10 protein-coding genes and 1 pseudogene are annotated in these 13,039 nt (G+C 60.9%); 3 read left to right on the forward strand and 8 right to left on the reverse strand.

Features of this window, described 5'->3' with window-relative positions; translation table 11 throughout:
* The first annotated feature begins 522 nt into the window (after positions 1–522).
* Together WN982_RS37605 and WN982_RS37610 are read left to right on the forward strand one after the other, a co-directional pair.
* Positions 523–1,305, forward strand: a complete 783-nt coding sequence (locus WN982_RS37605; protein ID WP_341317032.1) for a hypothetical protein — start codon at positions 523–525, stop codon at positions 1,303–1,305.
* 1,166 nt (positions 1,306–2,471) lie between these two features.
* A pseudogene (locus WN982_RS37610) lies at positions 2,472–3,011 on the forward strand (DUF2242 domain-containing protein); the annotation flags it as partial.
* 175 nt (positions 3,012–3,186) lie between these two features.
* Here the strand turns inward: WN982_RS37610 and WN982_RS37615 are convergent.
* The 6 genes from WN982_RS37615 to WN982_RS37640 form a co-directional block, all read right to left on the reverse strand.
* Entirely contained in the window at positions 3,187–3,456 is a 270-nt protein-coding gene (locus WN982_RS37615) for a TetR/AcrR family transcriptional regulator C-terminal domain-containing protein (protein WP_341317033.1), read from the reverse strand.
* Between the two features lie 85 nt (positions 3,457–3,541).
* Positions 3,542–4,948 (reverse strand): aromatic acid/H+ symport family MFS transporter, encoded by a 1,407-nt coding sequence (locus tag WN982_RS37620; RefSeq protein ID WP_341317034.1) that lies wholly within the window; start codon positions 4,946–4,948, stop codon positions 3,542–3,544.
* A gap of 148 nt (positions 4,949–5,096) precedes the next feature.
* Positions 5,097–5,873 carry an SDR family oxidoreductase gene (locus WN982_RS37625; RefSeq protein WP_341317035.1) on the reverse strand — a complete coding sequence of 259 codons (777 nt, stop codon included), beginning with the start codon at positions 5,871–5,873 and terminating at the stop codon, positions 5,097–5,099.
* Positions 5,874–5,901: 28 nt separating this feature from the next.
* Positions 5,902–6,240 (reverse strand): NIPSNAP family protein, encoded by a 339-nt coding sequence (locus WN982_RS37630; protein WP_341317036.1) that lies wholly within the window; start codon positions 6,238–6,240, stop codon positions 5,902–5,904.
* Positions 6,237–7,985: an FAD-dependent oxidoreductase gene (locus WN982_RS37635; protein ID WP_341317037.1), complete on the reverse strand. Its 1,749-nt coding sequence runs from the start codon at positions 7,983–7,985 to the stop codon at positions 6,237–6,239. The genes WN982_RS37630 and WN982_RS37635 overlap by 4 nt, the downstream gene beginning before the upstream one ends.
* 37 nt (positions 7,986–8,022) lie before the next feature.
* Positions 8,023–8,865, reverse strand: a complete 843-nt coding sequence (locus tag WN982_RS37640) for an SDR family oxidoreductase (RefSeq protein ID WP_341317038.1) — start codon at positions 8,863–8,865, stop codon at positions 8,023–8,025.
* Between the two features lie 170 nt (positions 8,866–9,035).
* On the opposite strand from WN982_RS37640, the gene WN982_RS37645 reads away from it, so the two are divergent.
* On the forward strand, positions 9,036–9,929 hold the full coding sequence (locus WN982_RS37645; RefSeq protein WP_341317039.1) for a helix-turn-helix domain-containing protein: 894 nt from the start codon (positions 9,036–9,038) through the stop codon (positions 9,927–9,929).
* A gap of 43 nt (positions 9,930–9,972) precedes the next feature.
* Here the strand turns inward: WN982_RS37645 and WN982_RS37650 are convergent, their stop codons facing one another.
* Together WN982_RS37650 and WN982_RS37655 are read right to left on the reverse strand one after the other, a co-directional pair.
* Complete coding sequence (locus WN982_RS37650) at positions 9,973–11,145, reverse strand: 4-hydroxybenzoate 3-monooxygenase (RefSeq protein WP_341317040.1); 1,173 nt, start codon at positions 11,143–11,145, stop codon at positions 9,973–9,975.
* A 416-nt stretch (positions 11,146–11,561) separates the two neighbouring features.
* On the reverse strand, positions 11,562–12,809 hold the full coding sequence (locus tag WN982_RS37655) for an MFS transporter (RefSeq protein ID WP_341317041.1): 1,248 nt from the start codon (positions 12,807–12,809) through the stop codon (positions 11,562–11,564).
* Positions 12,810–13,039 lie beyond the last annotated feature (230 nt).

Consider the following 13,039-nt stretch of genomic DNA (forward strand, 5'->3'; position numbering starts at 1 on the left):
ACGCAAAGAAGCACCATGTCAATGAAAATGCGCCCGCAGGCAGAGGCACCGAAATGTGGCGCTGCCGCCGATACCTATAGCGGTGCAATTCACTCGAAAAGTTAGATAGATCGATTCCTGCCGATAGGAAAACCACCACCGGCAAGGCGAGGAGCACGAACGCATGCGGGGTAGAAGATCGGCTTGCGTTTATGAAATGCCAGCCGGATGGAAAACGTTTGATCCATTCACGCGCATTAAGCGCACGACTTGAAATAGTTCCAGAGCCACAATGCAACGCCGGCACGCGAGCGCGAACCCGATGATGATCGGGCCGCGTGCTTTACGCACAGGACGGGTTGATTTCCATGCGCGTTGTTTCTGCGCATCGTTCCTCGGCGCCGCGTATTTCGGACATTAGAGAGAAAAGGATTCACCCCCGGTTTACCCGAGGGCAATCCCACATATTCTATCTGGAGAAAACGACGCGTTTGAACAATACTTCCCTCGTGATTCCCCATAAAACCAGAAAGAGACCTTGCCATGGAAACAATGCCAACAAGCGCGAGCGGTCTAAGAATGGAGACAGCCAATCTTTCGGATTTGTGGCGGCGACGCACGCATCTGTCGGGCGACGAAATGGCCACGATGTATAACCTCGTGCGAGGTGCGCTGCGACCCTATCACCCGCTCGAACTGCAATCTCTTCGGGACGACAAGGAAGAACTCGTCGCACAGTTCATCTATGCAAAGGTCTTTCACCTCGAACCCGGCCGTGCGGAGTCGAACGCGTGTGCCGAAAGCGCGCCGTCGAGCAACTATGCAATTTGTGCTTACTTCAGGCGCTATCTAATCGATTGCCTACGCAGTGCAAGCCACCAGCACAATGTTTCGATTGAGGCGGACGGCGTAGCGCAAGAAGTCGATAGACACGCACACGCTCTCGACGAATCAACCGAATCCATACTGATGCAATACGGACTCGATGAAGCTCGCGTGCGCTCCCTTGCGCGTCGCTTCATTCGCGGACTGGATGATCACGAGAGGATCGTGCTCGCTGGCAGCCTTGGTCGCTGTTCAGGCCTAAAGGGCGGATTATCGGGTATTGCGGCAAGCCATCGGGTGCCCTCATATCATTATCGAGCAGTGAAGCTTGGCGTCACGCTGAAAAAATCGGCGCGACCGGGAGATTTTGCCGCTACCAAGATTGGCCGGTGGCTAAGCGATGTGGTCGGTATCGCGATCGCGATTGAGAACCAAGCTGTCATATTGCTGGTCCTCAGTCTGCTTGGCGCCGAGTCCAGTGAACGAATCTCCGTTGGCTGATTCCCGGATGACCACATCTGGCATCGCGGGCCAACAAGCTGCTCGAACAGGTTCCTAGCGCGCGAGCGAACTCGCGCCAAAACACATTTGTCGGGTGACGAAATGAGCTCAAGAGATATCATCGCGATATGCCAACGCAATATGGTCTGGCATGCGAACGACTGCGCGGGCGACGTGTCGGCCAACGTCGGCTTCACTCGAGGTCATGGCACATTGAACTAAGCCTTTCGCGGAAGCGAGTTGGGCCTAGTCGCATACGCCGCCTTCACTCCAGTCACAGCGCTGCTGCCGATGCTCGGTCCCAACGAAGGTTATCTCGTGCACACGTTCATCTAACCACGTCGGGTACGCGGATGTTCCGACCGTTACGTCGTCGACATCGATATCGATATCGATATCGATATCCACGCACAGGTTATCGTGCTAATTCGCAGCACACGACAGTCTGGTGTCGGCGATAAGGTTGCGGGATCAGACAATCAACAAACGCTCTCCAAGCGTCACCACTCCTTCCCGAACGCAGCCCCTATAACTGCAATTCTGAGGACTCACCCACTTCCTTGAGCGGTTAAGCAATTGAACTTTTAGCAGGTAGATTGCCTTCGTTTGACGTGGTGTTGCGAGTTGTCCGCGGCGGCCAACTCGCGAGGCAAAGAGGTTCGGTTTTGTCCGCATGCTCGTAATGATTGAGCAAGCTTTAGCTGATCCCGTTGTAACGACGATGCGGGTTGTACAAACCGTCAACACAACACCCATATTACCGAGTCGCGGGAAGTTCTCTATCACCGGCATCCATGGTACAGATGTTCGGCGCCGGAAACGCCAACTCCGGGTATCTGCTTGAAGGTAACGTAACTACCGGCTGCGTTTGAACAAGGGAGCAAGCTCCTTCTCACACAGAAAGGCACGGCGCCCTTTTCTCGATCGTATGATCCGCATCATGCGTCCCCTCGTATCGGCTTGCCACTCCGCCGTACACGTGACGGACCTGCGCTCACGACAACGTCTAAGGTTGTTGTAGGGAAAGAAAATTATAATGGTGCGGCCCATTCACTTCCCGATCGGCCGCATGATGTGTCCCTCTCTTGCCGCGCAAGAGCATTGGGCGTCCTGACCTTCTGGCATCAGACCCCTGCTCCGCTCAAGCCGATCCATCGTATTCAGCCATGCATACTCAGTTCCGCCTTTCCTCCGCGGCTTTCGTGTTTGCGCTAGCGAGCGCACTGTCTGCGTGCTCGACGCCGAAGCCGCTTTACCAGCAAGAACAGTTCGACGCAGGCGATAGCCCCTATATGCACAAGTTCGCCGCGAAGGCGGAACCCGCTTGTGAAGCCGCCCGCCGTGCGTTGCTCAGCCAGGGATATATCGCCAGCTCGACGAGGCCCGATTCAGTCGATGGCTCGAAAAATTTCCAGCCCACCAGCGATTCGCACGCGGTGATCGAAATCCACGTGGTCTGCGCAACCGACGACCCCAAAAGCACCAGCAGTACGGCGTACGTGAACGCGGTGCAGGATCGCTATGCGCTGAAGAAGAGCAACACGTCGGCGAGCGTTGGACTGAGCGTATTCGGATCGCTGTCGCTGCCGATCGGCTCGAGCGATGACTCGATGGTGAAGGTTGCGAGCGAGACGATTCCTGCTGGCGTTTTCTATCACCGTTTCTTCGCGCTAGTCGACCATTACCTGAAGGCCGACTCCGCCCAGCCTGCCGCTGTTGCCGCCACTGCGCCGCAGAAGGAGACGCTGCCATCGATGAACGACGCCGTGCCGCCGATCGGAGCGGCCCAGACAGGTAGTGATCCGGAGAAGGCGACGAGCGGCAAGTAAGCGTCGACGGTATCGCGCGCTCGAACCTGTGCTCGAGCCGCCTTTCGTCCGCTCACTTTCCCGCCTTGCATCCAGCGACGAAGATGCGAACAGCCTGACGTGCGATGCTGCCGCGCCCGGACGCGCCGGGGCGCCGTCTCGTGGCGCAAAGCAGCCGCGTACGGATCCCGCGCAGCATCAGGTGCAGGAATTGCTCGGTCGCGAGAACCACGTCATCGAGCTGCAGCGTCCCGTCGGGCCACCGCCGCGCACAGATAGTCCGAAAACGGGCTCCATGCCGCGCAGTCTGCCCTGCTTGTCGATGCGCTTTGATCAGAAGCAAGCCGTGCAGTTCACCAGGCCCACGTCATTGCGACAGTCTTTCGTCGCGCCCTACCGGATTAGCCAAACGTTGAGTGGTACAACCTTCACCCAAGCTTTTTATCTAGCACCGACGACGGCGTCACAACCTCTTTAGATTCCGGTCGCTGCGCGCCGCTCTCGCCGAGTCGAGGAGCCATGACGACCAGAGCAACCGCCGAGATCAAAGCCGGCACAGCGAGCAAACTGAATACCGCGCCGAACTGCCAGCCGAGGCCCATCAGCGCAGCACCGACCAGCGCTCCCGCCACACCGCCGATCCGACCGATGCCGAGCATCCAGGCCACGCCTGTCGCTCTACCGCGCGTCGGGTAGAAGCTCGCGGCGAGCGCCGACATCGACGTGACAGCGCTTGTCACGCTCGTGCCCGTCAGGAAAATCAGCGTGCCGAGCCAGATCTGATGACCGACGCCACGTCCAACCAGCAGCACCAGAACCGCAACGAGCAGGTAGGTGACCGCGATCACGCGGTTGCCGTTGATGCGGTCCATGATCCAGCCCACGCACAGGTTGCCCAGCACGCCGCCTAGTGGAAAGAGCGAAGTCATCAGCGCCGCCTTCTCGCCCGAGAGCCCCGTGTCTCTGAACAGAGTGGGCAGCCAGTTGGTCAGCAGGTAGTAAATCAGCAGGCCCATGAAGTAGGCGAGCCACAGCATCAGCGTGCCGAAGCGGTAGCGCGACGACAACACAAGCGCGAGCGCCGATTGCGCTTTTACGCTCTTGCCGCTGGTGTGCGATTCGACCGCGATAAAGCGGCAACCGTCGAATCGGCTGAGCGGCGCAATGCGCTCGAGAATCTGCGCCACGCGCTCATCTGCCCGCTTGCGCACCACCATGAACTGCACCGATTCCGGCAGCAGCAGAACCAACAGCGCGGTCAATACGATCGGACCGACGCCGCCCGCCACCAGCACGCTGGGCCAGCCGAAATGCGGAATCAGCCACGCGGATGCCACACCACCGATGGCCAAACCGCATGAAAAACCGCAGAACATCGCATTCACCGCAACCGCGCGAATCCGTGCCGGCGCGTATTCGGACATCAATGTCACGGCGTTCGGCATCGCCGCGCCCAAACCCAGTCCAGTGAGAAAACGCAGCACGGTCAGCTGTTCGATCGATGTCGCGTGAGCCGCAGCTAAACTCCATATGCCGAAGAAAAACACCGACAGGACCAGCACGGTCTTGCGCCCGATACGATCCGCACAAGGACCGGCGGCAAGCGCGCCGATCCCCAGCCCGACAAGCGCCGCGCTCATCACCGGGCCCAGCGACGAGCGCGCGACGCCCCACTGCTGCACCAGCGACGGCGCGATAAAACCCACCGCGGCCGTATCGAAACCATCGGCGGCGACAACCAGAAAGCACAAGACCAGAATCGTCCATTGAAACGGCGAAAAGCGTTGACTGTCGATGAATGCCTGCACATCCACCGTGCTTTTGGCGGTCGTCATTTTGCGTCTCCTCGAATGCCAGTGGAACGGTTTGCGGCGTACGACGTGCGCGGGGCGGCCGCCCTGCTTTGCTGGGGCTCTTTCATTGCGATGTCTCCATGATGTGTAGATGTATTTGTTATGGGGTGCTGCATATATTGCGGGTGCGTTAGCTGGGCGGCCCATCGGCATCCGCGGCGCCGTATGCGTGCCAGCCGCCGTCCACGCTCAAGACGGTGCCGGTGATGTAGCTCGCTGCATCAGAAGCGAGAAAGCAGATCGCGTGAGCGATTTCATCGGGCCGTGCGAGCCGGCCCATCGGTGTGCGCCGTTCGATCGCTTTCACGCTCATCTGGCCGTTGCGCGCGAGCGTGTTGACCAGTTCTGTGGCGACATAACCGGGCGCGACGCCGTTCACGCGAATACCGTCGCGTGCCCACTCGCATGCCATCGAGCGCGTCATTGCCGCGATGCCTGCCTTGGCGGCGCCATACGCGTTGCGCGCCGGAATGCCGGCGAGTCCCGCGATCGAACAAAGGTTGACGATCGCGCCTGAACGCTGCGCAAGCATGACCTTGCCCGCTTCACGGCACGCGACGAACGTGCCGCGCAGATGAATGCCAAGCAGCCGGTCGAATGCGTCGACGCTTTGATGAATGGTGGGATGCGACTGGTCGCCGATGCCTGCGTTGTTGACGAGCACGTCCAGCCGTCCGAACTGCGCGACCACCGTCTCCACGAGTGCCATCACCTGAGCCTCCGCTGCGACATCCACGGCGATGCCGGCATGCCCCGTGCCAAGTTCATGCGCGCGCTGCCGTGCCGCCTCTGCCTGCAAGTCGGCGATGGCGACGCGATAGCCCTCTTCCGCGAGCCGCTGGGCGGTTGCCCAGCCGATGCCGTTGGCGCCGCCAGTAACGATCGCCACGGATTGTTGTCGGCTCATGTTGTCTGTCTCCTCCGGGGCGTGCCCGCTAGCGAAGCATCGCGAGGCTCTTGAATTCGACGCGCCGGATAATGCGGCTTTCCTGCGCGACGATCAGATGCGCCGATGCCTGCAGATATGCGGGCCATTCAGGATCGGCGTCCCGTGCCGTGCGACGCTGGTCGTAGTCGGCGATGCTCTCGTAGCCCCACAGATGCACGACCTGGTTAAGTGCACCGATATCGCTCATATAGAAGCCGACCGGCGCGCCGAGGTACTTCAGCTGGATCGGCATCGCGAGGCGATCGAACACATCGATGAACTCCACCATGCCGCGCGGGCGGATCGTATAGATGCGGTGGTCGATAAAGGGTTTGCCGCTGCTCATGTGCCGGTCCTCAATACGGTTTCGGACGTCTTGACGTCGTTCAGTCCGGCGATGTGCCGGCCGGTGATATAGCCGAAGGTCATGATGGGGCCGAGCGTGATGCCGGCGCCCGGATAGTTGCCGCCCATCACGCTCGCGCGATCATTGCCGACTGCGTACAAGCCTGATATCTCGGCGCCGGCATCGTTCAGCACTTCGCCAGTCACTTTCGTCGTGATGCCGTCGAAGGTGCCGAGGTCGCCCATCACGACTTTGAGCGCGTAATACGGACCGTCGCCGATCGGCGCAACGCACGGGTTCGGATGATGGTCGTGGTCCGCGAGATAACGGTTGAACGATGTCGTGCCGCGGCCGAACTCCGGGTCTTCGCCGCGCACGGCATCGACGTTGTAGCGCCGCACGGTCGCTTCGAGCGCGGCGCCGTCCAGACCCGCGTTGCGTGCGAGTTCAGCCAGTGTGCGGCCTTTCGTCAGATAGCCATTGCGCAGCAGCGGCCCGAGCGGCACCGGTGCGGGCTTGGCAAAGCCGAGACCGTATTTTCGGATCGTCGCGTGATCGCAGATCAGCCACATCGCCGTTTCCTGCTCGTTTTTGCACGCGTCGATCATCGCGGCGCCGACGTCGTGATACGAGTTCGCTTCGTTCGTAAAGCGCCGGCCACCACGTGTGACGCCGATAATCCCCGGTTTGTAGCGATCGAGCAGATGCGGAAACACGCCGAAGGTACCGTCGCGCATCGGCACACGCGACACCGGCATCCATGCCGCCGGCTGCGGATAACGGATCGCCACCTCGGCGCCGAGTCGCTCGGCCATGCGCGCGCCGTCGCCGGTGTTGCCCGGCGGCACCGGCGAAACATGCTCGCCGCCGCGCCGCACATGCGGATAGGCCTTGGCGATACGGGCCACGTCATGAGAAAAACCGCCGCAGGCGAGTACGACACCACGCCGCGCGGCAATCCGAATTTCACCGTTCTGGCCGCTGACGAGGGCGCCGGTCACACGCTTGCCGGATACGGTCAATTCACGCGCGGCCGTGTTCGTGTGAATAGGAATGCCGAGATCTAGCGCAGACTTCGCGAGGCGCGCGGCCAGCGCGTTGCCGCTCGTGACCTGCACGCCGCGCCGGTATAGCGCGAGATCCTTAAGATGGCTCGCCAGCCGCTTCGCCACATACACGGCCGACTTCAGCGAGCGAGTCGCGTTGAAGAAGTGCTTGAGATCCGCGTTCGACGAATTGAACATCATGCCGATGAACGTGATCGTCTTCAGCGGCGGCCGCAGGCGCACGATGTCCTTGCCGAGTTGGCGCGAATCGTAAGGCGCGGCCACCACCGAGCGTCCGATATCCACGCCTCCGCCGACATTCGGGTGATAGTCGGGATACAACGTCGGCACGAATTTGACATCGGTTTCGCGCTCGAAGAAATCGAGCATCTGCGGACCGGTATCGAGAAACGCATTCACGGCGGCTTCATCGAAAAACGCGCCGGTCTCGTTGCGCAAATAGGTCAGCGCGGCTTCGCGCGTGTCGCTGACGTGATGGCTTTGCGCATGGCGATTACCGGGAATCCATAGCACGCCACCTGAATAGGCGGTGGTTCCGCCGAAGAACGCTTCTTTCTCGATGACAATCACATCGAGTCCCTGCTTGCGCGCGGTAATGGCGGTAGAAAGGCCGCCCGCGCCCGAACCGATCACGAGCACGTCGCATGTCAGCCCGGATGTCCGCATTGCGGTAGTCATGATTTGCATCCTTTGAATGAGGAGTGAGCGTGCCGGTCTAGCGGGCGACGCCAGGCCCTTCGAAGCCCGGCCGCGGCACCAGATCCATCAACATGCATTCGAGCCCGCCATCGACGACGACTTCCGCGCCGTTCACATAGCCCGCGCGACGGCTGGCAAGGAAGGCGACGACTTCGGCGATATCCGCCGGACGGCCGATGCGGCGGCTTGCCGTCATCGCACTGCGGCGATTCTCGACATCGCCTTGCGCATAGAACGCTGCCGATAACGGCGTGCGGATCATGCCGGGGCACACCGTATTACTGCGTATGCCGCGCGGTCCCCATTCGGCCGCAATCTGCCGCGACAGCATCGCGACACCGGCTTTGCCCGCGCTATAGGCGCCGCTGTAAGTCTGCGGATGATGCGCGGCCACCGACGCCACATGCACGATGCTGCCGGTGCGCTTTTCCAGCATGCCGCGCCCGAATTTTTGTGAGCACAGCATGTAGCCGGTCAGATTCACGCGAAGCATGGCGCTCCATGCTTCGAGGCCGATGTCCTCAATGCCGCCGGGCCGCAGCAGTCCCGCGTTGTTGACCAGCACATCGGCCGCGCCATAAACCTCCTCGACGCGTTCGACGGCGCCCTGAACGCTATCCGGATCGCCGATGTCGCAACCGAGCGCGAGCGCCTCTATACCTTGCACGCTGAGGGTCTGTGCCAGCTCGGTGCACTTCGCTTTGTCACGGTCGAGCAACGCGAGACGTGCGCCCGCGTCACCCAGCACTTGTGCAATCGCGCTGCCGATACCGCCAGCCGCTCCGCTCACCACGCATACGCTGCCTTCGAGCACGAGCCAGTGTGCCGGGCTTTCGGTCGCCTTAATTTCGTTAGTCATCCAAATCTCCACGTCTCTGATGAACCGGCGTTGACCGCTCGACACCATTCCCGCCGACCGCTCTATGCACCCGCTCCTTTCATGGAAAAAAGTATAGCCACACGAACTCGCCCGAGATTGGACAAAGGCGGCACATCGCAGGACAATTCGTACACAGGAGACAAAACGGCATGAGGAAAATCCCTAACTACGATCTGTACGGAGAGTCGGCGCGCCCGCCTTGGTACGATGCGTTCAATTTCGAATGGATTCCCGAGCGTAGCCGTCCGAACGACTGGCATATCGAAGCCCATCGGCACGACGCGCTGCTGCAGATTCTGTATATCCGCAGCGGCGGCGGCCATGTCGTGATCGAGAGCGAAAAGCTGGCTTTCGAGCCGCCCTGCGTCGTGCTGATACCCGCGCAAACGGTGCATGGATTCGCGTTTTCGCCCGATGTCGACGGGCTCGTGATTACCGCTGCGCAACGGGCGCTGGAATCGATCTCGAAGGTGGTGTCGCCCGGCCTGTTGCCGGTGCTGCAGCGCGCGGCGCTGATCCCGGTCAGAACGTCGGCAAGCGACGATACCTTGATGCCGCTTTTCAGATTGCTGGAGCAGGAATATCGCGGCAATGCGCGCGGCCATATTGCCGCTGGCATGTCGCTGCTGATTGCACTTTTTGTGCAAGTGGCCAGATTGGGCGACGCGGTTTCCGCGCCGGTGCCCGCCGCGGTGGCGGACCGGCGCAGCAGCCAGATCAAACGGCTGCGCGAACTCGTCGCCGTGCATTTCCGCGAGCATCGGCCAGCCGAGTTCTACGCAGGCAAGCTCGGCGTGACGGCTGCGCAACTTGGCCGGATTTGCCGGGATGAACTCGGCCATTCGCCGATGTCGCTAGTCAACGACCATCTGATACGGGAAGCCCAGCGCGACCTGGTCTATTCCGGCTTGACCATCAAGCAGATCGCGCACGCGCTCGGTTTTGAGGATGCGGCCTATTTCAGCCGCTATTTTCGTAAACAGACGGGCGCCACGCCAACCGAATTTCAGGCCGCGGCGCATAAGGATTTGTCGCTAAGCTAAGACCGCGTGCGCGGCGCCAGTCGCACTGGCGCGACCGTGACAGTCACACCGCCGCGACGCCGACGTAGTTTTCCGCCATCGCGGTGGCCGCTGCGCGCGAAGTCGTGACGTGCTCCAGTTCGGCAACCTGAAGCTGTTGCTCGAAGGGCGAGGCGCCCTCGATCCGGTGCATCATGCTCGTCATCCAGTAGGAGAAATGCTCGGCCCGCCAGATGCGCTTCAGCGCGGTTTCACTATAGCTGTCGAGCAGATCGCTGCGATTTTCGACGTAGAACGCACGCAATGCATCCGTCAGCACCCGGACGTCGGCGACGGCAAGATTCAGCCCTTTGGCGCCGGTCGGTGGCACGATGTGCGCGGCGTCGCCAGCGAGAAAGAGCCGTCCGTGCTGCATCGTGGTCGACACGAAACTGCGCATGCCGACGATGTTCTTCTGGAAAATCTTGCCGTCCACGACTTTCTGGCCGTCGTACGAATCGACACGCGCATGCATCTCAGCCCAGATTCGGTCGTCGGACCAGTTATCGACCGAATCCTTCGGGTCGCATTGAAAATACATGCGCTGCACGTTTGGCGAGCGCGTGCTGACCAGGGCAAACCCGCGTTCGTGCCGCGCGTAGATCAATTCGTCCGACGAAGGCGGCCCTTCACAAAGAATGCCGAACCAGCCGAACGGATACACACGTTCATAGTCTTTGCGCAAAGCCTGCGGGATCGCCCCGCGCGACACGCCTTGCGAGCCGTCGCAGCCGATCACGAAGTCGCATTGCAGTTCGCGGTCTTCGCCTTCGTGACGATAACGGATCGACGGTGTGTCGGTATCGATGCCGTGCAGCGACGTATCCGACACGTTGAAACGCAACGCCCCGCCGGCGGCGACGCGCGCGGCCACCAGGTCCTTGATAACTTCGTGCTGCGCGTAGACCGTGATCGAATGGCCGGTGAGTCCGGTCAGGTCGATGCGCCGCCGCTCGCCTTCGAAAGCCAGTTCGAAACCATGATGCAGCGCGCCTTCGGCCTTCATCCGCGCGCCGACTCCGGCTTCGGTGAGCAGGTCCATCGTGCCCTGTTCGAGCACGCCGGCGCGGATAGTGGATTCGATCTGTTCACGGCTGCGCGTTTCGAGCACAACGGATTCGATGCCGCGAAGATGAAGAAGATGGGAAAGAAGCAGGCCTGCCGGCCCGGCACCGATGATGCCAACCTGAGTGCGCACGAGTGTCTCCTGAATGCGGCGATTGATTTGGCTCAAGTTTGACGATCACTGGCGGTATCGCGCAACGCGATATTACAGATAAGCACTATCCTTTTTTGAGATAAATCCTGGCATCAAGACGACCGGGCGCCGCGGCATTCGAGTGTAATGACAAAACGGGTAGGACCTGGGACTCACCAAGCCTGAAAACGTATCAGAGGTTGACAATCTCGCCCGGTGAATGAGGCGTGAGCCAGTGGATTTCATAGGAGCCCGCAGCGAAGCAGGCTGCGACAAGGCCGAATGTAGCTGCAGCCCATCCTGTTCGTCGAAGCCTCGAAATCCTGGCGCAATTGGGGGGTGTTCATGTAGACAGATTTAATTCGGTCTACGGCAAAAGCACGTCAGGTTGCGCCCACCTCACATCCAACGCGCGACTACCGCGAAGCGCCATCGGCGAGCCGCGCGCGGCGGCGCCGATCGAGCGTGAACACTGCGACGAACGAGATCACGTTGGCCCCTAGCAAGTACCACGCAGGCGCCATCGGGTTGGGCGTGATCGTCGCCAGCCAGGCCACCACCAGTTGCGCTGTGCCGCCGAAAATCGTCGTCGGCACGCTGTAGCAGATCGACACGCACGTGCTGCGCACGGCCTGCGGAAAAATTTCAGGAATGACGCACAGATGGAACGGCGACATCAGCACGCGCAGCAAGGTCAGAAACGCGACCATGCCGAGAAAGACACTGCCAGTGCCCGCGTGCAACACCCACGCGAACATGGGCAGCACCGCGAGAATCGACAGGAACTGCGGCACGACCAGCAAGCGGCTGCGTGGAAAGCGGTCGAAATAAATCCCCGCGCTCAACGACGCGACAATGCCGACGCCGCCCGTGACAAAGCCCACGAGCATCGAAGTCGAAGTCGGCAGATGCAGCACGCGGATGCCATACGTGGTCATGTAGTGGCCGACCACATACACGGTGATGGTCGGGCCGATCAGCACGCAACAGGCGAGCACCAGTTCGGACAGGTGCGCATCGACGATGCCGCGCAGCAGTTCGCGATTGCTCTTCACCGCGTGTTCGGCGTTGAGCGTCTCATGCAACCGGCTGCGGATGTAGATGCCGAGCGGCGCGATCAGCAGTCCGAGCATGAACGGAATGCGCCAACCCCATGCACTCAGTGCTTCGGCGGATAACACCGACGACACGGTATAGCCGACCAGTCCGCCCATCAGCGCGGCGATGCCCTGCGTCGCGAGTTGCCAGCTCGTATAGAGGCCGCGGCGACCCGCCGCCGCGGTTTCGAGCAGATAGGATGTGGCGGGTCCGGCTTCGCCTCCAGCAGAAAGTCCTTGCAGCAAACGCCCGACGACAACGAGCAAGGGCGCGAAGATGCCGATGTGCGCATAGGTCGGCGTGAACGCGATGATCGCGGTGCCCAAAGCCATCAGGGCAAACGTCAACGTCAGCGCCGCTTTGCGCCCCCGCCGATCGGCATACGCGCCGATAACCACCCCGCCGAGCGGACGTGCGACGAAGCCGACGCCGAACACGGCCACGGAAGCGATGACTTGTGTCGCCGGCGAGAACGACGGAAAGAACGCACGGCCGATGAATACCGAGAAGAATGCGTAGACAGTGAAATCGTAGAACTCTAGCGCGTTGCCGGCGACAACTGCCACGACATCGCGTATGGATGGCGAAGCGCGAACCTCGGATCGCCTCACGGACGCTGCCTGGGTACCAGCGGAAAGTTGCGACACAAACTGTCTCCCGTTTATTCGAAGTGCCGACGACCCCTGCCGTCCGCGTGAAAAAATAGTGATATTCGGCATTAATACTGTCAACGCAACGCCAAAATTCCTCATGAAATGGAAACGATGGCGCAACTCTTGCATAGCGAGGCGAAGGT

It is taken from the genome of Paraburkholderia sp. IMGN_8 (assembly GCF_038050405.1).
Taxonomy (GTDB): domain Bacteria; phylum Pseudomonadota; class Gammaproteobacteria; order Burkholderiales; family Burkholderiaceae; genus Paraburkholderia.